Below are 21,911 nucleotides of genomic sequence, written 5' to 3'. Positions count from 1 at the left end.
GAACCGTGAGCAGCCTTGCCTCGTTTGGTGTAGATTCGAAGGCTCAGGCCGTATACACGACCCTCCTGGCACACCCGAACTGGGCACTCGGCGAAATAGCGGAAAGCTTGCAGATCAGCCCGCCAGAGGTGAAATCCGCCTTGCACCACCTCATTAAGAACTCGTTACTCTATGCCTCATCCGAAAAAACGGGACGCTACATCCCTCTCGATCCCGAGGTTGGACTGGTACCGGTCATAGAACGAATCGAGGCCGAGTTGGACGCAAGACGGTCTCAACTCGCGCGAGACCGCGCCACAATCTCTGAACTCAGACATAAATACACCGACCTCACCACCCGCCACAGCTCCATCACGGAAGAGACCTTCGACAATGTCGAGGCAGCCGAAGCCAAGCTGCTCGCATTGACCAAGAAGGCCCGGAAACAGATCGACATCTTGGGGAACTTCGAGCTGATCGGCGAAGGATCACCGCAAGAAGACGCCTTGATCAGCAAGGCGCTCAGCAGCGACCTGGCGGTACGCTCCATCCTTCTCGAAAGCATGAGGAACAGCGCCCCGCAAGCAAGTCGCGCCAGCTGGATATCCACGCTGGGCGCTGACGTTCGAACAGCACCTACGCTACCTTCACGCATGGTAATCTACGATCGCTCTACTGTCGCAATTTCAGGCGCCGAAAACGGAAGTGGGGCCGAGGTCGCGGTAATAACCGCGTCGGCGGCGACCCACGCGCTCCAGGAATTGTTCGAACTCGTTTGGATTGGCTCATCTCCGCTGGAGAGCCCCCACAACGAAAGCGACCGAGGTGCCCTCGGAAGTCGCGAGATGGCATTGCTGAGGATGCTCGCAGCTGGCCTCACAGATGACGGAATTGCCCGCCAACTGGACGTGTCACTGCGCACGGTGCGCCGTCACACCTCTCAACTCTTCGAGAAACTGACGGCCAGAAGCCGGTTCCAGGCAGGTGCCGAGGCTGCCCGACGCGGGTGGATATAGCGTCTCGCCGTCACCCATCGCTCAGCCGAGGTCAACGAAAGGCCGTTGGCCGCGATAAACCACCTATCACGGCCAACACCTCGCGCTCAGGCAGATTCCCAGGCTCCCCAGCATGTCTCGCATCGAACAATTAGACATGCACTCGCTCCGGCCGAGGGGCCGCCGCCCCCGTCGCCAAGATTTGCCTGGAATCCTTCACCTCAACCATTCTGTCGAGACGACACGTGCTGCTTCACAGTGAATGTCAGTGCAGCGGCCAGCAGGAGGGTACCCAAGCCCATTTCGACCGGGCCGAACCTGTGCCCCAACACACCCAGAACTAAGCTGAAAATCGAGATCACCACAACGATCTTGAGGACGAGATACATGCTGCACATCACCTTCAGTCACTGGCCAACCGGAGAAATGATTCTTTGAGAGTCGGATCAAGAGTAGGGGGGAACAACACTCTCCGGTCGTTACCATCAGAGTGATGGCGTGGTTTGGCCGGAGACACAGCTGGAGTTGGCCGGAAGGGTGCGGTACCTCACTCAACATCTGCGAGGGACCGCACCCTTCCAGTTTCGTCCATGGAGATCTTTCAGAGGCGTGGTGACCGATTGCCGCACTCGATCTTCCGGGAGGCGGGCAGGGCCTTCACCACCATGGTCCGCAGCGTGACCAGGTCGGCGCCCGTGGCCCAGTCGTCGGGGTGCGTCTCCCGGCCCTTGGGGAAGGTGAGCAGGGTGCGTTGGCCGACCGTGAGCTGCGGGTCCGCGTCGACGTCCATGCGGAACGTGATCCGGGCCGGGCCGCGGGCCGGCTTGTACCAGCGGGTCACCTGCACCGTGAGCTCCACCCCGGTGCCGTCCGGATGCAGCTCCCGGCGGGTCACCTCGCCCTCCGCGATCCGCCGCATGCAGGCGACGTAACCCTCCGGGCTCATCGACTCCCGGTCCCCCTGGGCACGGCCCGGCGGCTTCGCCGCCTGGGGCTCCCCCGCCTCGATCGACTTCGCATGCCCGCTCTCGGAGCCGTTGGTGCCGTGCGCGGTCACCCAGCTCACCCCGGTGACCAGGGCCGCGAGGAAGGCGAGGGCCGAGGCTCCGACGGCGAACCTGCGGGCGAGCCGCCGGCCGCGGGAGCGGCCGGGCGGGCGCGAGGTCCCCGGAGACCCCCCGGTGCGCCCCTGGGTCCTGGGCCGCGGGCGGGGAACGTGGGCGGTGCTCGACGAGGTCGGGGCGGGGGCCTCCTTCGCGGGGTCGCGCGACCAGGCCGGTTCGACCGGCTCGACCGGCTCCTCGGCTGGCTCCACCGGCGCTGCCGGCTCGTCGGCGAGGGCGGCGCCCAGCAGGTGCAGTTGGCGGCGGAGTTCGGCGACGTCGTCGACGGCGGCACGGTGCGCGGCGGCCGTCTCCGGGTCGGCGGCGGCCTCCGGGGCCAGCGCCTCGTCCAGGATCGCCGACAGCAGTACGTCGTCTTGGGCTCGGGGCCCTTGCTCGGTCACCTCACACCACCTCGTCCTCGTGCAGGAGCGCGCGCAGCGCCCGTACCGCCGTGTACAGCCGGCTCTTGACCGTGCCCTCCGGAACACCGAGCCGTTCGGCGATCTCCCGCACTTGCAGGTCGGCGTAGAAGCGGAGCACGACCACCTGGCGTTGCGGGGCCGGCAGCCCGTCCAGGCCCTGCGCCACGGCGACCGACAGGACGCGGACGTCCTCTCCGGCGCCGGACTCCTCGGTCCGCAGCGAGGCGAGCCGTTCCCCGACGCGTTCCTGGCGGCGCCGCGACCGGTGCCAGTCCACGGCGAGGTTCGATGCGACGACCGCCGCCCAGGCGGCGACGTCGCGGGGGGCCTCCTGGCCCTTGGCCGCGCGTTCGAGCAGCCGCAGGCGGACCTGCTGCACCCCGTCCGGCAGGTCCGCCTGCGGTACTCCACCGAGCGCCAGGATCGCGCGCACCCGACGTTCCAGGGCCGCGTCCAGCGGGTCCGCGGCCGGGTCGGCGGGGGACCCGACCGCCGGCGCGGCCAGCGTTTCGGCTGCTGGTCGGGCAGCCGGACCGCCGACCGGCGGGCGGGGCGGTCTCCCGTCCCCACGGAGCGCGCCCACCTCCACGTGCTGCACGGCACCGACCGCGGTGCCCCTGTTCCTGTTCCGGTCCCGTCGCCACAGCAAGGGCGCCTCTCCCCTCCCCTCGCACCGGACCGCCCCGGAGGGGGGCGACCGGTGTTCCCCCCTACGACGTCGGAGGTCGACGAAACGTTCGACGCGGATTCCGCGGGTCCTCCCCGTCCCACTTTTCGGAACGCGGACCAAAGGATTGGACAGGCGGGACGGGGACAGACGCATCATGGAACCGTGAGCCCGTCCTCGTACGTCAGCAGATGTGTACGTACGGGGGTGATTCACCCCATACCCCCCGTACAGCGCGGTACGGACACCGAAGTACACCCGGGCGGGCACACCACGTCCGGGCAGAGCACCCAGAAGGAGTCACCGTGAGGGTCGGAATCGTCGGAGCCACCGGTCAGGTGGGCACGGTCATGCGCAAGGTGCTCGCCGACCGGAACTTCCCGGTCAGTGAGCTGCGACTGTTCGCCTCGGCGCGGTCCGCCGGTTCCACCATCGACTGGCAGGGCACGCCGGTCACCGTCGAGGACGCCTCCACCGCCGACTACAGCGGTCTGGACATCGTGCTGTTCTCCGCGGGCGGCGCCACCTCCCGGGCGCTCGCCGAGAAGGTCGCCGCGCAGGGCCCCGTCGTGATCGACAACTCCTCCGCCTGGCGGCGCGACCCCGAGGTCCCGCTCGTGGTCTCCGAGGTCAACCCGCACGCCGTCGCCGACCGGCCCAAGGGGATCATCGCCAACCCGAACTGCACCACCATGGCCGCCATGCCCGTGCTGCGCCCGCTGCACGAGGAGGCCGGTCTGGAGGCGCTCGTCGTCGCCACGTACCAGGCGGTGTCCGGGTCCGGGCTCGCCGGTGTGGCGGAGCTGCACGGGCAGGCGCAGAAGGTCGTCGCCGAGGCGGATCGGCTCACCCACGGCGGCGACGCCGTCGAGTTCCCCGAGCCCGGTGTGTACCAGCGCCCCATCGCCTTCAACGTGATCCCGCTGGCCGGGTCCGTCGTGGACGACGGTTCGCACGAGACGGACGAGGAGCAGAAGCTGCGCCACGAGTCGCGCAAGATCCTGGAGATCCCGGAGCTGAAGGTCTCCGGGACCTGTGTCCGGGTGCCGGTCTTCACCGGGCACTCCCTCCAGGTCAACGCACGGTTCGCGCGGCCGATCAGCGTCGAGCGGGCGTACGAGCTGCTGGGCGGGGCGCCCGGCGTGGCGTTGTCGGACGTCCCCACCCCGTTGGAGGCCGCCGGGCAGGACGTCTCCTACGTGGGACGGGTCCGGGTGGACGAGACCGTCGCGCACGGGCTCGCGTTCTTCCTGTCCGGGGACAACCTCCGCAAGGGCGCGGCGCTGAACGCCGTGCAGATCGCGGAGCTGGTCGCCGCGGAGCTCGGCGCCTAGCCGCAGCCCGCGCCGCCGAGCCGCTGTCACGGCCGGGCCCGCTCCGGGGAGGCGCGGGCCCGGCCGTCGTCGTCCGTCAGGACCCGGCGGGCACCCGTTTCATCCGGCACGGACTTGGCGCGGACGTCAATCGGGTCGCGATGAGTGGATGCCGCACGCAGTGCACTCGCGCCCGGGGTCAACACACCTGCGCCCCCACGGGGACGGGCCGGGCGCCGGGTGAACGGCCGCCGCGCTAGCCGGTGGTGCGTCGGCCGGTCGGGCGCAGGGCGAGCAGGGCGAGGGCGGCGGCGGCCGTCGTACCGGTGAGGATCAGCACGCTGGCCTCGCCCAGGACGTCGACGAAGCCGCCGCCCACCGCGGCGCCCAGCGCGATCGCCGAGTTGAAGACGCCGGCGAACAGCCCGGACGCGGCCTCCCGGGCCCGGGCGCCCCCGCCCCCCAACGCACCCACCAGCCAGCTCTGGGCCGACACCGAGACCCCTCCGTACGCGAGGCCCCACGCCACCAGCAGTACGACGGAGAGCACGGCGCTCCCGGCCGCCGCCGCCAACAGCGGTACCGCCAGGGCGAGTACGGTCGATATCCCGAGCAGGGCCCGTCGCGGTGAACGTCCGGCGACCGTTCCGGCGACGAAGTTGCCGATGACGCCGGCGACCCCGTAGCAGAGCAGCAGGGCGCTGATCGCGCCGGCGTCGATCCCGTCGACCCGTTCCAGTACCGGCCGTACGTAGGTGTAGGCGGCGAAGTGTCCGGTCACCAGGAGGGCGACCACCAGCAGCCCCGCGCGCAGGGCCGGCAACCCCAGCAGGGCGGTCATCTCGCGGGGTCGGACGGCCGCACCGGCGGGCAGCGGCGGGAGCAGTACGGCGTGCAGCACGGCGACGAGGACGGCGAGGGCGCCCACCGCGGCGAACCCCCACCGCCAGCCCGCGACGTCCCCGATCAGTGCGCCCGCCGGGATGCCGAGCACGGAGGCGACGGCGATGCCGCTGAAGACGACGGCGGTGGCGCGGGCGACCGAGGGCGCGGGCACCAGTCGGTGGGCGAGTCCGGCGGCGACGGTCCACACCCCGCCGATGGCGACGCCGACGGCGACCCGGGCGGCCAGCAGCGCCCCGAAGGAGGGGGCCAACGCGCAGACGAGGTTGGCGGCGGCCAGTAACAGCAGCAGCCCGCACAGCAGGGTCCGGCGGTCGAGGCGGCCGGCGAGCGTCGGGAACAGCGGGGCGGTGACGGCGGCGACGACGCCCGGCAGGGTGACGGCGAGCCCGGCCGTGCCCTCCAGGACGCCGAGCCCCGCGCCGAGGGGGCTCAGCAGGCCGACGGGCAGCATCTCCGTGGTGACGACGGTGAAGGTGGCGGCTGCGACGGCGAAGACGGCGGCCCGCCCCCGGGCCGGAGTCAGGGGGCGGGCTGCGGACGGTGGTCCACTCAGGTCGGTGGTCATGTCCCCAGGCTCGACACGGTCGGGCCCGGGAACAACGCCGCGTGCGAGCGGGACGGGTGGAGGGGGTGCGGGTGCTCAGCGGCCCGGGGACTCCGGGGGTTCCGGAGACTGCGGGGCCTGCGGGGCCTCGGGCTGCTGGGGCACGTGGGGATGCTGGGGGGCCTGGGGGGCCTCCGGGACGGCAGGGGTGACGGGGGTCGTGGGGGCAGTGGGAGTTGCCGGGGGGACGGGGGTTGCGGAGGTGAAGGGGGCGACCGGACCGGTGGGACCGGCGGGGGTGTGTGCGTGGGCGGCGCCGACAGGGGCTTCGTACCGGGCGGGGCGCCTGCGGAGCAGGAACCCTCCGAACAGGACCACGGCCAGCGTGGTGTAGACGACGATCGTGAACGGCGTGGACACCAGCGTGGTGACGTCGCCGCCGGCGATGTCGAGCGCCCGGCGCAGCTGGACCTCCGCCAGCGGGCCGAGGATCGCCCCCACGATCATGGGCGAGACGGGGAAGCCGAACCGGCGCATGAGGTATCCGGCGAGTCCGAAGACGAGCAGGACCCCGACGTCGAACGCGCTGCCGTTCACGGCGTAGGTGCCGAGCAGGGCGAAGATCATGATGCCGGCGAAGAGGTACGGCTTCGGGATCTCCAGGATCTTCACCCAGAGGCCGATCAGCGGCAGGTTCAGGCCGAGCAGGATGACGTTGGCGATCAGCAGGCTGGCGATGAGGCCCCAGACCAGCGCCGACTGGGTGTCCAACAGCTGCGGACCGGGCTGGATGCCGTACTGCTGGAAGGCGACCAGGATGACGGCGGCCGTGGCGGACGTCGGGATGCCGAGGGTCAGCAGCGGCACCAGGGTGCCGGCGGCGTTGGCGTTGTTCGCGGCCTCCGGTCCGGCGACCCCCTCGATGGCGCCCTGACCGAACTCCTTGGGGCGCTTCGACAGCTTGCGTTCGAGGGTGTACGAGAGGAACGTCGGGATCTCGGAGCCGCCCGCGGGGATCACCCCGAGCGGGAAGCCGATGGAGGTTCCGCGCAGCCACGGCCGCCAGGCGCGCCGCCAGTCGTCGCGGGTCATCCAGCTCTTGCCCTTGTTCACCCGCATCACGTCGAAGCGGCTCGACGTCTGGTGCGCGGCGACGTAGAGCACCTCGCCCAGGGCGAAGAGCGCGACGATCAGCACGACGGTGTCGATCCCGTCGAGGAGGGACACCTCGCCGAAGGTCAGGCGCTGCTGACCGCTCTGGAAGTCGAGTCCGACGAGTCCGACGCCCAGGCCGAGCGTCATTGACACGAGTCCGCGCAAGGGCGAACCGCCCACGAGTGCGCTGACGGTGAGGAAGGCGACGACCATGAGCGCGAAGTAGTCCTCGGCGCCGAGGTGCACCGCGACCTTGACCATCCACGGCGCGAAGAACGCCAGCAGCAGCGTGGCGATGGTGCCGGCGATGAACGAGCCGATGGCGGCCGTGGCGAGGGCGGCGGCGCCGCGCCCCCGTCGGGCCATCTTGTTGCCGTCGATCGCGGTGATGACCGAGCCGGACTCGCCGGGGGTCTTCAGCAGGATCGCCGTGGTCGATCCGCCGTACATGGCGCCGTAGTAGATGCCGGCGAACATGATGAAGGCGGAGGCCGGTTCGAGCCCGTAGGTCATCGGCAGCAACAGGGCGATGGTCAGCGCGGGGCCGATGCCCGGCAGGACGCCGATGAGCGTGCCGACGATGGTGCCGATCAGCGCGAAGAGCAAGTTCTCCGGGGTGACCGCGAGCGAGAGCCCGTGGAGGAGTCCGTCCCAACCCGACATCAGAGCACCCCTTCCAGGACGCCGGGGGCCAGCGAGATGCCGAGGGCCCGGGTGAAGACGAGGTACACCACGAGGGACAGCACGACCGCGATGCCCGCCGACTTGAGGTGGCTGCGGGCGCCCATGGCCCAGGCGGTGAGCCAGAACGCCAGCGCGGAGACGATGACGTAGCCGAGCGATTCGACACCGGCGATGAAGATGAGCACGGCCGCCACGCAGACGGCGAGCGGTATCCACCGGGTGGTGCGGACGTCGACGTCGCCCTCTCCGGAGTCGGCCTCACCGCGCCGGCCCCGGGCCACCTGGACGCCGAGCGCCAGCGAGAGCGCGATCAGCAGGACGCCGACCACCTTCGGCGTGAAGCCGGCGCCCACCCCCGAGGCGGACGTCGAGGCCGCTTGCCCGAGGCCGTCGAGCAGGATGACCACCCCGATGGCCAGGAGTCCTGCGGTGATGGCCCACTCTCCCAAGGCCGCCCTGCGCTGTTCGCGGGGCCGGGTGGGGGAGGACTCGGGAGATGTCGAGCGGGTGCTCATGGGTGTGCCTTTCTCACGCCGAGGTGGGTGGGTGCCCGCCGTTCGCCGGGCACCCACCAGGGAGTTGCGGTCACTTCTTGGACAGGCCGAGCTGGTCGAGGACTTCCTTCACCCGGGTGTTCTCTTCCTTGAGCCAGGTCGCGAACTCGTCACCGGCGATGAAGTTGTCGTTCCAGGCGTGCTTCTTGAGCGCGGCCTTCCAGTTCGCCGAGCCGTGCATCTTCTTCAGCGCGTCGACGTACTTGTCCTTGGTCGCGTCGTCGAGGCCGCTGGGGGCCATCATCGAGCGCCAGTTCTGGAATTCGAGGGTCGGGCTGACGTCGAGGGCGGTCTCGGCGAACTTGACCCCCTCGACGGGCTTCAGCGAGGAGACGTAGAGGCCCTTCAGGTTGCCCTCCGTCACCTGGGCGGAGAACTCGCTCAGGCCCGAGACGCCGGCCTGGACCTTGCCGCCGAGGATCGCCGTGGTCGCCTCGCCGCCACCGCTGTAGGGGACGTAGTTCACCTCGGCGGGGTCGACGCCGTAGTACTTGGCGAGCAGGCCGACGTAGATGTGGTCGGCGCTGCCGGCGGAGCCGCCCGCGATGGAGACGGACTTCGGGTTGTCCTTGATCGCCTTGAACAGGTCCTCCACGGACTTGTAGGGCGAGTCCTTCGGCGTGACGATGACCTCGTACTCGCCCATGAGGCGGGCGAGCGGGGTGAGGTTGTCGAGCGTGACGTTGGTGCCGTTGCTGATGACGCCGCTCATCATGGCGAGCCCCGAGGCTATCCAGAGGTCCTCCTTGCCCTTCTGGGGCGCGACCTGCGCGAGGGCGACGGTGCCGGAAGCCCCCGGGACGTTCTTCACCTCCGGCGACGTCGCGAGTTTGGCGGATCTCAGCGCTTCCTGGGTCGCGCGGGACGCCTGGTCCCAGCCGCTGCCGGGCGCCGCGGGCGCGATGATCTCCAGGCGGTTGATCGCCTGGGCCTCTCCGTCCTTCTTGTCACCCGAGGAGTCGCTGCACGCGCTCAGGGAAGTGACGGCGACCACGGCGATGGCGACGGCAACGCGGGTGTTCTTCATTGAGACGACCTTGTCTCTCGACTGGGAGGGTGGGCTCTCTTGAGAGACGGAATGTATACACGCCAAGGGGTGTCCACAAGAGTTCTCTTCACTTTGCGCCCCGCTCGTGACCAAGCGCCTCAGCCGTGTATACACTCCGGCTCATGCCGACCTCTTCCCCCACCGCCGCAGGACGTGCGTACGCACAGCTGCGGTCGGAGATCCTCGACGGCGACCTGCCCCCCGGTGCTCCCCTCTTAGAAGTGGAACAGTCCGAGCGGCTCGGGGTCTCCCGCACGCCGGTCCGCGAGGCACTGAGCAGGCTGGTCGCGGAGGGGCTCGTCGAGCCGTCCGGCAAACGCGGCGTCGTGGTCACCCAGGTCAACGACCGTGACGTACGCAGCCTGTTCGAGTTGCGCGCCTGCCTGGAGGCCCAGGCCGCCCAACTCGCCGCCGCCCGCGGCGAATCCGCGGTCTTCGCCGCCTTCGAGGACAGCTTCGCGCGGTGGAACGCCGTCCTGCGGGGCCCCGCCGTCTCCGACGAACAGGTGAGCGACTACTTCGCGCTCATCAGGAGCTTCGACGAGGCCGTCAACCAGGCGACGGACAACTCGTTCCTCATCGACGCGATGGAGAACCTGCGGACCCACGTCGCCCGGGTGCGGCGCATGGCCGGCCACTCCCAGGCCAGGCTCGAAGCCTCCGCCGCGGAGCACGCGCTCATCGCGCGGGCCATCTCCCGCGGTGACGCCGCGCTCGCCCGCCACGCCACGCACGTCCATCTGCACAACGGCGTGGAGCACTTCCGCCAGTCCTGGCGTCCCGCCGAGCGGGACGCCTTCGAGGAGCACCACCCCACCAGCACAACGGAGAAGCCCCGATGAACAACCATTCCCTCCGGTCCCACCGCAGCGAGGAGAACCTTCCGCGCGAGGATCAACTGGCCTGGAAGATGGCGCAGGTTGCCACCGACCCGGTCGAAGTCACCGACCCCGTGGTCGAGATGATCGTCAACCGCGTCATCGACAACGCGGCGGTGGCCGCCGCCTCGATAGGCCGCTCGGCCCCCTCCTCGGCGCGCGCCCAGGCGTTGTCGCACGCACCGAGCCGCGGCGGCGCGGGTGCCACGGTCTTCGGCCTGGGCCCCGAGGTGCGCACCAGCCCCGAGTGGGCGGCGTACGCCAACGGGGTGGCCGTCCGTGAACTCGACTACCACGACACCTTCTTGGCCGCCGACTACTCCCACCCCGGCGACAACATCCCGCCGGTCCTCGCGGTGGCCCAGCACGCCGGCAAGGACGGACGCGCCCTCGTCCGCGGCATCGCGACCGGCTACGAGTTGCAGATCGACCTGGTACGGGCCATCAGCCTGCACCGGCACAAGATCGACCACATCGCGCACCTCGGCCCGTCGGCCGCGGCCGGCATCGGCACCCTGCTCGGCCTGTCCACCGAGGTGGTCTACCAGGCCGTCGGTCAGGCCCTGCACACCACCACCACGACCCGGCAGTCCCGCAAGGGCGAGATCTCCTCGTGGAAGGCGTACGCGCCCGGTTTCGCGGGGAAGCTCGCGGTCGAGGCGGTGGACCGGGCGATGCGCGGGGAGACCAGCCCGGCGCCGATCTACGAGGGCGAGGACGGGGTCATCGCCTGGCTGCTCGACGGACCGGAGGGGCGCTACGAGGTGCCGCTGCCCGCTCCGGGGGAGGCCAAGGAAGCCATCCTGCTCAGCTACACGAAGGAACACTCGGCCGAGTACCAGGCCCAGGCGTGGATCGACCTGGCCCGCAAACTGCTCCGGGAGCACCCCGAGGTGGCCGACCCGGCGAAGGTCGAATCCCTCGTCGTGCATACATCCCACCACACGCACTACGTCATCGGGTCGGGCGCGAACGACCCGCAGAAGTACGACCCGTACGCCTCGCGCGAGACGCTGGACCACTCCCTGCCCTACATCCTCGCCGTCGCCTTGCAGGACGGGCGCTGGCACCACGTCGACTCGTACGCCCCCGAGCGGGCCGCGCGCCCCGACACGGTCGCCCTCTGGCAGAAGATCACCACCGTCGAGGACCCGGTGTGGACGGAGCGGTACCACGCGGGCGGCGACAGCCAGTCCTACGGCGGGCGCATCGTCGTGACGCTGGTCGACGGGCGCACCGTCGAGGACGAGATCGCCGTCGCGGACGCGCACCCCGCCGGCGCCCGTCCCTTCGGCCGGGAGGACTACGTGGAGAAGTTCCGCACCCTGGCGACGCCCGTCCTCGGGGAGGCCGAGGTGAAGCGGTTCCTCGATCTGGCGCTGCGGCTCCCGGAGCTGGGGGCGGACGAGGTCCGTGACCTGACCTTCGTCGCCGGTGCGGGGCAGTTGCCGCCCGCCGGCCTCCCCGGAATCTTCTGAGGAGCCGTCGATGCTCTACACGAAGCGAACCGATGCGGACATCCGCCGGGCCTTCCGCGCACGGCTGGCCTCCGGTGAACTGCTCCGGCTGCCCGGCGCCTTCAACCCCCTGTCGGCGCGGCTGATCGAGCGCCACGGATTCGAGGGCGTCTACGTGTCGGGTGCGGTGCTCAGCGCCGAACTGGGACTTCCCGACATCGGGCTGACGACGCTCACCGAGGTCGCCGGCCGCACCCGTCAGATCACCCGGGTCACCGACCTGCCCACGCTCGCCGACGCCGACACCGGCTTCGGGGAACCGATGAACGTCGCCCGCACCGTCCAGGAACTCGAGAACGCCGGCCTCGCGGGTCTGCACATCGAGGACCAGGTGAACCCCAAGCGCTGCGGTCACCTCGACGGCAAGCAGGTCGTGGACGCGGGCAGCGCGATGCGCCGGATCAGGGCCGCCGTCGACGCGCGGCGCGACCCCGACTTCCTCATCATGGCGCGCACCGACGTACGGGCGGTCGAGGGTCTGGAGGCGACGGTCGAGCGGGCGCGTCAGCTGGTGGACGCAGGTGCGGACGCGATCTTCCCGGAGGCGCTGCGCACCCTGGACGAGTTCGCCCGGGTGCGCGCGGCGGTCGACGTGCCGATCCTCGCGAACATGACCGAGTTCGGCAAGAGCGAACTGTTCACCGTCGACCAGCTCAGGGACGTCGGGGTCAACATCGTGATCTGGCCCGTCTCGCTGCTGCGGCTGGCCATGGGGGCGGCGGACCGCGGTCTGCACACCCTGCTCGACCAGGGTTCGCTGACCAGCCGGCTCGACGAGATGCAGCACCGTCGCGACCTGTACGACCTCGTCGACTACGAGGGCTACAGCCGCTTCGACTCCTCCGTCTTCGACTTCCGTTTGGAAGGCGACTGACGGATCGGGGCATGCAGGGGGAACGGGCGGGCGCCGTGGAAGGGCGCCCGCCCGCTCCCCCCGTATGAGAACGCACGGACCGGGGGCGGCGCCACCCCCTACCGGGTGGCGGCCGGGAGCGGGAAGCTGCGGCGCAGCGCCGCGTCGAAGGCGGCGTCGGGCAGCAGCCGGCGCGCGGTCAGCACCGTCCGGGCCACGGTGCCGATCGCGTAGCGGGCCCGGGGGCGTGCCGTGGTGGCGGCGCGGACGATGGTCCTGGTCGCCGTTTCGACGGGTACCGCGCCGCCTCGGCGGGTGAACGTCTTGTGGGTGTACATGTCGGCGAGTTCCGCGCGGAAGGTCCCGTACGGGTCGTGGTCGGCGGGGCCGTGCATGGTGGTGACGGCCGTGTCGGCGAAGTCCGTGAGGGTGGGGCCCGGCTGGACGACCACGACCTTGATCCCGAAGGGGGCGACCTCCAGGCGCAGCGAGTCGCTGAGGGCTTCCACGGCGTGTTTGGTCGCGTGGTAGAAGCCGCCGCCCGGCGGCGAGAACCGTCCGCCCATGGAGGAGATGTTGACGATCCGCCCGGTGCCGGCGGCCCGCATGGCGGGCAGGACCAGCTGGACGAGGCGGACCAGGCCGAAGACGTTGGTCTCGAACTGGGCCCGGACCTCTTCGGGGCGGGCGAGCTCGACGGGGAGGTGGAGGCCGTAGGCGGCGTTGTTGACCAGGACGCCGACCGCGCCGTGCTCGTCCTCCACCCGGGTCACGGCGGCGGCCATCGACTGCTCGTCGGTGACGTCCAGCGCCAGGGTGGTGATGCCCTCGGCCGCGAGTGCGGCGAGGTCGTCGGGGCGGCGGGCGGTGGCGTAGACGGGGTGGCCCTTGCGGTGCAGGGCGAGGGCGGTCTGCCGGCCCATGCCGGAGGAGCAGCCGGTGATGAGGGCGGGGGCGAGTGCGGTCACGGTTCACGGCTTCCGGTGCAGGAGGTCCCAGACGGCGGATTCGGCGTCGGCCAGGGCCTCGGGGGGCAGATCGGTGACGGGCAGGGGGCGGATGCTCTTGAGCAGGCCGCCGAACGCGCCGAGGGCGAGGGCGACGAGCACGGGGGCGGCGCCCTCGCGGATCGCGCCCGCGCGCTGGCCCCGTTCGATGAAGTCCGCGGCGAAGGCGTCGATCTCGGCGGCCACCGCACGGCTCTCGGCGTCGAGGAAGGTGTCGTGCTGCTGGTGGTCCAGGAAGGCGAAGGCCGCCGGATGGGCCCCGGCGAAGCGGACGAAGCCCCGCCAGACCTGCGCGAACTCCTCCCGGGGTGAGGCGGCGCGCTGCGCGGTGACCGCGTGCAGCTCGGCGAGCAGGCCCCCCTTGGCGTGCCGGAACACGGCGTTGCCGAGGGCCTCCTTGCTGGGGTAGTAGCGGTAGATGCTGCCCACGCCGACCTGCGCGTGCTGCGCCACGGCGGGCATCTGCGTGCCCTCGTAGGTGCGTTCGGCGAAGAGGACGAGGGCGGAGTCGAGGAGTCGGGAGACGAGGTCAGGGGAAGGACGGGGCACGGAATGAATATTCATTCCGTACGGGGCGACTGTCAAGGCCCCGGGGCGAAGCACCCCGGGGCCCGACCGCGCAACGGCCCTACCGCTGGACGGTTCCCCTCTCGCCGGTCCGCGTCCCGACCCGTGTCCTACGTGGTCGGACGGTCGACGGTGAACAGCAGACAGCCGTACTCCACGGCCCTGACGTGGACCTGGACGACCGCCGGATCGGCGAACGCCTCGTCCAGCGCCTCGTCGAAACCCCGGGTGTCGTCCTCGGGGACCTCCAGGAGCCGCCCGCCGACGATCCGGCCCCCGGCGTCGTACCGGCGCAGGGTGCGCAGCACCCCGGGGCGGGCGAAGGGGTAACCGTCGGCCCCGGCCGCCGGACCGCCGCAGTCCTCGGTGTGGATGAAGACGGGTCCCTGCTCGTCGTACGCCCCCGGGGACGCCCCGTGCGCGGCGGCCCAGCGGCGCAGCGGGGCGTACGCCACCAGGGCGATCGACTCGCCCGCGCGGCTGCGGCGCAGGCAGCAGCGCAGCGGGGCGCCGCCCTCCGGGTCGAGGTGGCCGGCGCAGGGGCGGCCCGCGTCGTCGGTGGTCCGCAGCCGGGCGAGGGCGGCCGGGTCGATGGGCCCGGGTCGGTATCGGAGCTCGGTGATCGTCATGACTCCAGCGTGCCGTGGGTACGGGCACCTTCCCGGCGGAATTCGGACCTCGTGGCCGCCCGGCGCGGCACCCGGATATCCCCGGGCGGGTGGTCCGAAGACCGTGGAAGGATGACGGGAAACGTCACGAATCGTCATGCGACCTAGGAGATGACCGCGTGCCTGGCACGAATCTGACCCGTGAGGAAGCGCAGCGCCGCGCCTCCCTGCTCACCGTGGACTCGTACGGGATCGACCTCGATCTCAGCGGCGCGCAGGAGGGCGGCACCTACCGCTCGGTGACCACCGTCCGCTTCGACAGCTCCGAGGCGGGGGCCGGGACCTTCATCGACCTGGTCGCCCCCACGGTGCACGAGGTGGTCCTGAACGGCACCGCCCTCGACCCGGCGACCGTCTTCGCGGACTCGCGGATCGCGCTGCCGGGCCTGCTGGCCGGGCGCAACGAACTGCGGGTGGTCGCGGACTGCGCGTACACGAACACCGGCGAGGGCCTGCACCGCTTCGTCGACCCGGTGGACCAGCAGGCCTATCTGTACACGCAGTTCGAGGTGCCGGACGCGCGCCGGGTGTTCGCGTCGTTCGAGCAGCCCGACCTCAAGGCCACCTTCCAGTTCACCGTGAAGGCGCCCACCGGCTGGACGGTGATCTCCAACTCGCCGACGCCGGAGCCCAAGGACGACGTCTGGAGCTTCGAGCCGACGCCGCGGATCTCCACGTACATCACGGCCCTGATCGTCGGCCCGTACCACTCGGTGCACAGCGTGTACGAGAAGGACGGGCAGTCCGTGCCGCTGGGCATCTACTGCCGTCCGTCGCTGGCCGAGTTCCTGGACTCGGACGCGATCTTCGAGGTCACCCGGCAGGGCTTCGACTGGTTCCAGGAGAAGTTCGACTACGCGTACCCGTTCGCCAAGTACGACCAGCTGTTCGTGCCGGAGTTCAACGCGGGCGCCATGGAGAACGCGGGCGCGGTGACCATCCGCGACCAGTACGTGTTCCGTTCGAAGGTGACGGACGCGGCGTACGAGGTGCGTGCGGAGACGATTCTCCACGAGCTGGCGCACATGTGGTTCGGCGACCTGGTCACCATGGAGTGGTGGAACGACCTGTGGCTGAACGAGTCCTTCGCCACGTACACCTCCATCGCCTGCCAGGCGGACGCGCCGGGTTCCCGCTGGCCGCACTCGTGGACCACGTTCGCGAACTCGATGAAGACCTGGGCGTACCGCCAGGACCAGCTGCCGTCGACGCACCCGATCATGGCCGAGATCCGCGATCTGGACGACGTCCTCGTCAACTTCGACGGGATCACCTACGCCAAGGGCGCGTCCGTCCTCAAGCAGCTCGTCGCGTACGTCGGCCGGGACGAGTTCTTCAAGGGCGTGCAGCAGTACTTCAAGCAGCACGCCTTCGGCAACACGCGCCTGTCCGACCTGCTGGGCGCGCTGGAGGAGACCTCCGGGCGGGACCTGAAGAACTGGTCGAAGCTGTGGCTGGAGACGGCCGGCATCAACGTCCTGCGCCCCGAGATCGAGACCGACGCGGACGGCGTCATCACCTCCTTCGCGGTCCGGCAGGAGGCGCCCGCGCTGCCCGCCGGCGCGAAGGGCGAGCCGACACTGCGCCCGCACCGCATCGCCATCGGCCTGTACGCGCCGGACGCCGCCGGGAAGCTGGTGCGCGGCGAGCGGATCGAACTGGACGTGGACGGCGAGCTGACCCCCGTGCCGCAGCTCGTGGGCACCGCGCGGCCCGCGGTGGTCCTCCTCAACGACGACGACCTGTCGTACGCGAAGGTCCGCCTGGACGAGGAGTCGCTGGCGTACGTCACCGGGCACCTGGGCGACTTCGCCGACTCGCTGCCGCGCGCGCTGTGCTGGGCCTCGGCCTGGGACATGACCCGGGACGCCGAGCTGCCGACCCGGGAGTACCTGGAGCTGGTGCTGTCCGGCATCGCCAAGGAGTCCGACATCGGCGTCGTCCAGTCGCTCCAGCGGCAGGCGAAGCTCGCCCTGGACCTGTACGCGGCGCCCGGCTGGCGGGAGGCCGGGCTCACCCGGTGGACCGAGGCGACGCTGGCGCACCTGCGGGCGGCCGAGCCGGGCAGTGACCACCAGTTGGCGTGGGCGCGGGCGTTCGCGGCGACCGCGCGCACCCCCGAGCAGCTGGACCTGCTCGACGCGCTCCTGGACGGCACCCAGTCGATCGAGGGCCTCGCCGTCGACACGGAGCTGCGCTGGGCGCTGGTGCAGCGGCTCGCGGCGGTCGGCCGGTTCGACGAGACGGAGATCGCCGGCGAGTACGAGCGGGACCGCACGGCGGCGGGCGAGCGCCATGCGGCGACCGCGAGGGCCGCCCGGCCGACCGCCGAGGCGAAGGCCGAGGCGTGGGCCTCCGTGGTGGAGTCCGACGCGCTGCCGAACGCGGTGCAGGAGGCCGTCATCGGCGGGTTCGTGCAGACGGACCAGCGGGAGCTGCTGGAGCCCTACACGGCGAAGTACTTCGAGGCGATCGCCGGGGTGTGGGAGGCACGGTCCCACGAGATGGCCCAGCAGGTCGCGGTGGGTCTGTACCCGGCGCTCCAGGTCTCCGCGGGGACCGTCGAGGCGACGGACGCGTGGGTCGCGGCGGCGCGGCCCGGGGCGGGGCTGGCGCGGCTCGTGTCCGAGGCGCGGTCCGGGGTGGAGCGGGCGTTGCGTGCGCAGGGTGCGGACGGGGCTGCCGGCTGACAGCGCTCCTGTGGGGTGCGGGGGTTTGGGCCCCCGTGCCCCCCCTGGGGGGGCGCCCGTGCGGTGCGTTGTCCCGTGCGGGTGCGTGGGGGTTGCTCGCGCAGTTCCCCGCGCCCCCTTCGGGGCGTTCCGCTGGGGTGCGCTGTCCTGTGCGGGTGCGCTGTGGTTGGCCGCGCCGTTCCCCGCGCCCCTTGCGGGGCGTTCCGCTGGGGGTGCGTTGTCCCCGTGCGGTTCGCTGGCTGCCGCCGTCGGGGCGACTGGACGGGCCCCGGTAGGGGCGCGGGGAACCGGAGCGGAGCCGCGCTCGAACTCCCCGCTAAGCGCCCGCGATCAGCGCCCGCACGGCGCGTTCCGCCGCGGCCTCGCGGGCCTCCGGGGTCAGCGCCTGGAGCAGGGGCAGGATCACCAGGTACTTCGCGGTCTTTTCGAGTGCGGCGAAGGCGCTGGCCGCTCGGGGGTCCGCAGCGAGTGCCGCCGCCAGCTCTTCGGGCACGTCCGCCGTCGACTGCGGTGCGTACGCTGCGGCCCAACGTCCGTCCGCCTGCGCCTTGCGCACCTGCGCCAAACCCGGCTCGCGCATCCGGCCGGCCGCCGCAAGGACGCTGACCTTGTCGACGTTGACCTGCGACCACAGGCTCTTGGGGCGTCGCGGCACGTACTTCTGTAGGTAGTACGAGGTGTCGAGCGACCTGCGCTGACCGGAGATCCAGCCCCAGCACAGCCCCACGTCGACCAGTTCGTCGGACGTCACGGACGCGATCCCGGAGCCCTTCTTGGCGACCTTGACCCACACGCCCTCGTGCCGCGCGTGGTGCGTCCCCAACCAGCCGTCGAACGCCTCGTCGTCCACGAACGCCACGACCTCGACACCATCGATCTCGTCCATCGCCCCATGCTAGGCGGGGCGAGGTCAGCCGTCCGTGTCGTGGTTCGCGGTGCACGGTCCCGTGGTGTGCACGTGGCGGGGGCAGACCCGGTGCGTGACGAAGTTCGCGCCGCTCTGGCTGCCGTACCCGATCACCACGGGAGCCGCGGTCCAGCAACCGCAGAGGCAACAGTGCGCACCGGACTCGGCGGGCGGCCCGCCGAGCAGCGCGTCACGTGTCACTACGTCTCCACCCCGGGGAGCGTGCGCGGGTCGACGTCATCCGGCGGGTCCCACTGCACCGTCTCGAACAACGCCCGGTCGAACCGACGATGACCCGTCTCCCGGAAATGCGACTCCGCCCACCGCAACGAACCCTCGTCCGACCGACACTCCGGCCCCCGCGGCGGCACCGCACCACACAACGGCGACCCCGACACGCACTGCACGTACGCACGCGCCCCCCAGAAGTCCAACCGCCGCAACGTCCACTCGATGTGACGAAACCTCCGGCTCACCGCAGCCCACCACCCCGACTGCTGCGCACGTTCGACTCCGCCAACGCCGGCCGCAACCGATCCACCACCGTCGCCACACGCACATCCTCACGACACACGTGCCACTCGACCCCACCCCCCGGCGGACGGAGATACACCGGACCCCACGTCACATCCATCACCACCCCCACGACACCCCGCACGGTGTCGAACACGAGGTCACCGACCCGGAGTTCGTCAATAGACACGAAAGCGACTCCTCTTCGTAGCGACTCTGCTACCAGGAGTACTCAGCGTGACCTAGGGTGGCTAGGTCTTCAACTTGCGGAATCTGCTTGGGGAATGGTGAAACGCTTTGAACCGCAAAGAGCTTGACCCTGACCAGTCGCCTAATGCCCTGTTCGGGCAACGGTTGCGCATGCTGCGGGATGAGCGTGGGTGGACGCAGGACGAGCTAGCTAAGCAGCTTCGGTGCTCCGGAACGCATATCTCTGCCGTGGAAACTGGCCGTCGATCCCCAACTCCCCATTTTGCTCGGAACGCTGACAGAATCTTGGGGACTGGCAACAGGTTCGAACAACTGAGCCAACGCGCACGTCAGACGGCGATCCTGGATGGGTTCCCCCAGTTCGTCGTGCACGAAGAGCGCGCGATCGAGATCAGGCTGTTTGAGCTGGGGATTGTGCCCGGGCTGCTCCAGACGCCCGAGTATGCAGCGGCCATTGCCTCCGGTGCCGTGCAACGAGGAGCGATCACCGACCAACAAGCAGAAGAGCGACTGTCACTCTTGTCTCGGCGGCAAGCCTCGCTAGAGCGCAGCCCGGCACCGATGGTCCACGCCGTGCTGGACGAGAGCTGCATCCGCAGGCCAGTCGGCGGACCCAAAGTCATGGCGGCGCAGTTGCGCCGCCTGGAGGAGTTCGCCGCGCTACCTTCCACGATCTTCCAAGTGGCCCCGTACGAACTCGGTGAACGACGAGCGTTCGATCTTCCGCTCTACATCCTGACCATGCGGAACCTCTCCGTCTTGTCGTACGCAGAGTCAGCGCATCAGGGCCATCTGGAGCGTGGCACCCAGTCCGTACTGAACTTGCTCACGGCATACCATCAGTTGCAGGCCGAATCGCTCGCCCAGGCGGCATCGGTTGACATGATCAACCAATTACGAAAGGGCACCCCGTGACGACCGAATCCCCCTGCTGGTTCACGTCCTCGTACAGCAGCAACGGCGGCGCCTGCATCGAGGTTGCCGCCAACCTCGCGTACTCGAACGGCACCGTCCCCGTCCGCGACTCCAAGGGCCCCAGCGGACCCATACTCCACCTCCCCGCCCACGCCTTCACCGCCTTCGTCGCAGGCGTCAAGGACGGGGAGTTCGGCACCGTCTGATCGGCCTGGTCGCCAAGGCCGGTCGGCCTGGTCGCAGCCGTCAGCGGGCGGCTGCGACCGGGCCGCTCAAGCCGGGGCGGGGTACGGCAGCAAGCCTTGGTCGATCCGCTCCCACGCGGACTTCAGGTCCGCGAGGAGTTCGGGGCGTACGGGGGCCTTGTCGGCCTGCTCGCGGACGTCCTCCGACAGGTCGTGGAGGCGGTCCCTGCCGTCCTTGCCGCGGTAGTACTTCCAGTCGCCGCGGCGCAGCGCCCGCTCGCCCCGGACCCGCCAGAACAGGTCACGCTCGGGTGCCTCGGTGCCGTCCAGCAGATAGCCGGCGAGGCTGACGCCGTCCAGGGGGTACGCGGGGTGGGGGCGGGCGCCGCCCACGTCCAGGAGGGTCGCCGTCCAGTCGGGCGAGTACACCGGGACCCGGCTGACCTGCCCGCCGTCGATCCGCGCGGGCCAGCGCAGGACCGACGGCACCCGGATGCCGCCCTCCTGGAGCGAGCCCTTGTTGCCGCTGAGCGGCCAGTTGTACGAGAAGCGTTCGCCGCCGTTGTCGCTGGCGAAGAACACCAGGGTGTCGTCCTCCTGCCCGGACCGCTTCAGGGCGGTGAGCACCTTGCCGACCGAGCGGTCGAGGTCCTCGACCATCTGCCGGTACTTCGCGAGCGAGCCCCCGTCCTGGTGCCGCAGCGCCCGCACGTCACCGGACTTGATGCGGCGGACGATCTCGGCGCTGGCCTCCTCGTCGCCGTCGGCTATCCACGGCCAGTGCGGGGTGGTGAAGTTGAGGTTGAGGAGCCAGGGGGTGCGCCCGTGGTCGCGGCTGACGTACTCGACGGCCCGTTCGGTCAGGATGCGGGTGTAATAGCGCAGGTCGCCGTACTCGGCGTCGCCCTCGTAGAGGTCGTACTCACCGCGGGAGCTGAGCTTGGAGTAGTACTCCAGCGCCCCGCCGAAGTTGCCGAAGAACTCCCCCCAACCGGACCGGGTGGGGCTGTAGTCGGGGAGGTAGCCGCAGTGCCACTTGCCGATCAGGGCGGTCCGGTACCCGGTGTCGCGCAGCAGCGAGGCGAGGGTGGGGTGGGTGGGTTCGAGTCCTACCGACCGGTCCGCGATCGGCTCGGCGAGTCCGCCCTTCGTGCGGCCCGGGTAGCGGCCGGTGTAGAGGCTGAACCGGGTGGGCGAGCAGGTCGCGGAGCCGCTGTACGCGTCGGTGAAGCGCACGCCCTGCCGGGCGAGCCGGTCCAGGTTCGGCGTACGGATCTCCGGAGCGCCGTAGGAGGAGAGGTCGGCCCAACCCAGGTCGTCGCCCAGGATGAACAGCACGTTGGGGCGGCGGGCACCGCGACCGGGCTTGCCGGCGGCGCGGAACGGGCGTTCGGCGGGCGGGGTCGCGGCGCCGTCGGCAGCGGCGTCGGTGGCGGACAGTCCGAGGGCCGCGGCGGCCCCGGCGGCCGTACCGCCGAAGGCGCGGCGGGACAGCGGGGGGTCGAAGGAGGTCACAGGGGTGCTCCAGGGCAGGGGGGCGGGCGCCACGGGATGCGTGGTGCCGCGAGGAGTGGGGGAACCGGGACCGGGGTCGCCGAGGTGCGGGGAGGGGCAGTTCGGGACGTGTC

21 protein-coding genes are annotated in these 21,911 nt (G+C 70.7%); 8 read left to right on the top strand and 13 right to left on the bottom strand.

The window, feature by feature from the left end:
• The first annotated feature begins 5 nt into the window (after window positions 1-5).
• A complete protein-coding gene (locus ACFWIA_RS12045; protein WP_387002954.1) occupies window positions 6-995 on the top strand; it encodes a LuxR C-terminal-related transcriptional regulator in 990 nt (329 codons plus the stop codon).
• 200 nt (window positions 996-1,195) lie between these two features.
• On the opposite strand, the gene ACFWIA_RS12040 is transcribed toward ACFWIA_RS12045, so the two are convergent.
• The 3 genes from ACFWIA_RS12040 to ACFWIA_RS12030 form a co-directional block, all read right to left on the bottom strand.
• A complete protein-coding gene (locus tag ACFWIA_RS12040; protein WP_387002952.1) occupies window positions 1,196-1,363 on the bottom strand; it encodes a hypothetical protein in 168 nt (55 codons plus the stop codon).
• A 212-nt stretch (window positions 1,364-1,575) separates the two neighbouring features.
• Complete coding sequence (locus tag ACFWIA_RS12035; protein WP_387002950.1) at window positions 1,576-2,481, bottom strand: hypothetical protein; 906 nt, start codon at window positions 2,479-2,481, stop codon at window positions 1,576-1,578.
• A gap of 1 nt (window position 2,482) precedes the next feature.
• Window positions 2,483-3,007, bottom strand: a complete 525-nt coding sequence (locus ACFWIA_RS12030; protein WP_387003062.1) for an RNA polymerase sigma factor — start codon at window positions 3,005-3,007, stop codon at window positions 2,483-2,485.
• Between the two features lie 467 nt (window positions 3,008-3,474).
• On the opposite strand from ACFWIA_RS12030, the gene ACFWIA_RS12025 reads away from it, so the two are divergent.
• Window positions 3,475-4,503, top strand: a complete 1,029-nt coding sequence (locus tag ACFWIA_RS12025; RefSeq protein ID WP_387002948.1) for an aspartate-semialdehyde dehydrogenase — start codon at window positions 3,475-3,477, stop codon at window positions 4,501-4,503.
• A 235-nt stretch (window positions 4,504-4,738) separates the two neighbouring features.
• On the opposite strand, the gene ACFWIA_RS12020 is transcribed toward ACFWIA_RS12025, so the two are convergent.
• The 4 genes from ACFWIA_RS12020 to ACFWIA_RS12005 all read right to left on the bottom strand — a co-directional run bounded on the left by ACFWIA_RS12020 (window position 4,739) and on the right by ACFWIA_RS12005 (window position 9,352).
• Complete coding sequence (locus ACFWIA_RS12020; protein ID WP_387002946.1) at window positions 4,739-5,953, bottom strand: MFS transporter; 1,215 nt, start codon at window positions 5,951-5,953, stop codon at window positions 4,739-4,741.
• Between the two features lie 75 nt (window positions 5,954-6,028).
• A complete protein-coding gene (locus tag ACFWIA_RS12015) occupies window positions 6,029-7,750 on the bottom strand; it encodes a tripartite tricarboxylate transporter permease (RefSeq protein WP_387002944.1) in 1,722 nt (573 codons plus the stop codon).
• On the bottom strand, window positions 7,750-8,286 hold the full coding sequence (locus ACFWIA_RS12010) for a tripartite tricarboxylate transporter TctB family protein (protein WP_387002942.1): 537 nt from the start codon (window positions 8,284-8,286) through the stop codon (window positions 7,750-7,752). The genes ACFWIA_RS12015 and ACFWIA_RS12010 overlap by 1 nt, the downstream gene beginning before the upstream one ends.
• A gap of 70 nt (window positions 8,287-8,356) precedes the next feature.
• Window positions 8,357-9,352, bottom strand: a complete 996-nt coding sequence (locus tag ACFWIA_RS12005; protein ID WP_387002940.1) for a Bug family tripartite tricarboxylate transporter substrate binding protein — start codon at window positions 9,350-9,352, stop codon at window positions 8,357-8,359.
• 143 nt (window positions 9,353-9,495) lie between these two features.
• Here ACFWIA_RS12005 and ACFWIA_RS12000 point away from each other — a divergent pair, with 143 nt between their 5' ends.
• Genes ACFWIA_RS12000 through prpB form a run of 3 tightly spaced genes read left to right on the top strand, consistent with a single transcriptional unit; the run spans window position 9,496 to window position 12,642 of the window.
• Window positions 9,496-10,215, top strand: a complete 720-nt coding sequence (locus ACFWIA_RS12000) for a GntR family transcriptional regulator (protein ID WP_387002938.1) — start codon at window positions 9,496-9,498, stop codon at window positions 10,213-10,215.
• Complete coding sequence (locus ACFWIA_RS11995) at window positions 10,212-11,729, top strand: MmgE/PrpD family protein (RefSeq protein ID WP_387002936.1); 1,518 nt, start codon at window positions 10,212-10,214, stop codon at window positions 11,727-11,729. Before ACFWIA_RS12000 ends, ACFWIA_RS11995 begins: the two co-directional genes overlap by 4 nt.
• Window positions 11,730-11,739: 10 nt before the next feature.
• Window positions 11,740-12,642 carry a methylisocitrate lyase gene (prpB, locus tag ACFWIA_RS11990; protein WP_387002934.1) on the top strand — a complete coding sequence of 301 codons (903 nt, stop codon included), beginning with the start codon at window positions 11,740-11,742 and terminating at the stop codon, window positions 12,640-12,642.
• A 98-nt stretch (window positions 12,643-12,740) separates the two neighbouring features.
• Here the strand turns inward: prpB and ACFWIA_RS11985 are convergent, their stop codons facing one another.
• From ACFWIA_RS11985 to ACFWIA_RS11975, 3 genes are all read right to left on the bottom strand, one after another.
• Window positions 12,741-13,589 (bottom strand): SDR family NAD(P)-dependent oxidoreductase, encoded by an 849-nt coding sequence (locus ACFWIA_RS11985; protein WP_387002932.1) that lies wholly within the window; start codon window positions 13,587-13,589, stop codon window positions 12,741-12,743.
• 3 nt (window positions 13,590-13,592) lie between these two features.
• Entirely contained in the window at window positions 13,593-14,177 is a 585-nt protein-coding gene (locus ACFWIA_RS11980) for a TetR/AcrR family transcriptional regulator (protein WP_387002931.1), read from the bottom strand.
• A 128-nt stretch (window positions 14,178-14,305) separates the two neighbouring features.
• Complete coding sequence (locus ACFWIA_RS11975) at window positions 14,306-14,824, bottom strand: DUF1203 domain-containing protein (protein ID WP_387002929.1); 519 nt, start codon at window positions 14,822-14,824, stop codon at window positions 14,306-14,308.
• A 158-nt stretch (window positions 14,825-14,982) separates the two neighbouring features.
• Here ACFWIA_RS11975 and pepN point away from each other — a divergent pair, with 158 nt between their 5' ends.
• On the top strand, window positions 14,983-17,553 hold the full coding sequence (gene pepN / locus ACFWIA_RS11970; protein ID WP_387002927.1) for an aminopeptidase N: 2,571 nt from the start codon (window positions 14,983-14,985) through the stop codon (window positions 17,551-17,553).
• Between the two features lie 316 nt (window positions 17,554-17,869).
• On the opposite strand, the gene ACFWIA_RS11965 is transcribed toward pepN, so the two are convergent.
• A complete protein-coding gene (locus ACFWIA_RS11965; protein ID WP_387002925.1) occupies window positions 17,870-18,439 on the bottom strand; it encodes a YdeI family protein in 570 nt (189 codons plus the stop codon).
• Window positions 18,440-18,463: 24 nt separating this feature from the next.
• Window positions 18,464-18,661 carry a hypothetical protein gene (locus ACFWIA_RS11960; RefSeq protein WP_387002923.1) on the bottom strand — a complete coding sequence of 66 codons (198 nt, stop codon included), beginning with the start codon at window positions 18,659-18,661 and terminating at the stop codon, window positions 18,464-18,466.
• A gap of 609 nt (window positions 18,662-19,270) precedes the next feature.
• On the opposite strand from ACFWIA_RS11960, the gene ACFWIA_RS11955 reads away from it, so the two are divergent.
• Both ACFWIA_RS11955 and ACFWIA_RS11950 read left to right on the top strand, forming a co-directional pair.
• The gene (locus tag ACFWIA_RS11955; protein ID WP_387002921.1) at window positions 19,271-20,098 is read left to right on the top strand and encodes a Scr1 family TA system antitoxin-like transcriptional regulator; all 828 of its coding nucleotides are present in this window, start codon (window positions 19,271-19,273) and stop codon (window positions 20,096-20,098) included.
• Entirely contained in the window at window positions 20,095-20,304 is a 210-nt protein-coding gene (locus ACFWIA_RS11950) for a DUF397 domain-containing protein (protein ID WP_387002919.1), read from the top strand. Before ACFWIA_RS11955 ends, ACFWIA_RS11950 begins: the two co-directional genes overlap by 4 nt.
• Before the next feature lie 66 nt (window positions 20,305-20,370).
• Here the strand turns inward: ACFWIA_RS11950 and ACFWIA_RS11945 are convergent, their stop codons facing one another.
• Window positions 20,371-21,798 carry a sulfatase gene (locus ACFWIA_RS11945; RefSeq protein ID WP_387002917.1) on the bottom strand — a complete coding sequence of 476 codons (1,428 nt, stop codon included), beginning with the start codon at window positions 21,796-21,798 and terminating at the stop codon, window positions 20,371-20,373.
• Window positions 21,799-21,911 lie beyond the last annotated feature (113 nt).

Source organism: Streptomyces sp. NPDC127068 (assembly GCF_042724695.1).
GTDB lineage: Bacteria > Actinomycetota > Actinomycetes > Streptomycetales > Streptomycetaceae > Streptomyces.
This window is presented reverse-complemented; position numbering and strand designations above follow the sequence as displayed.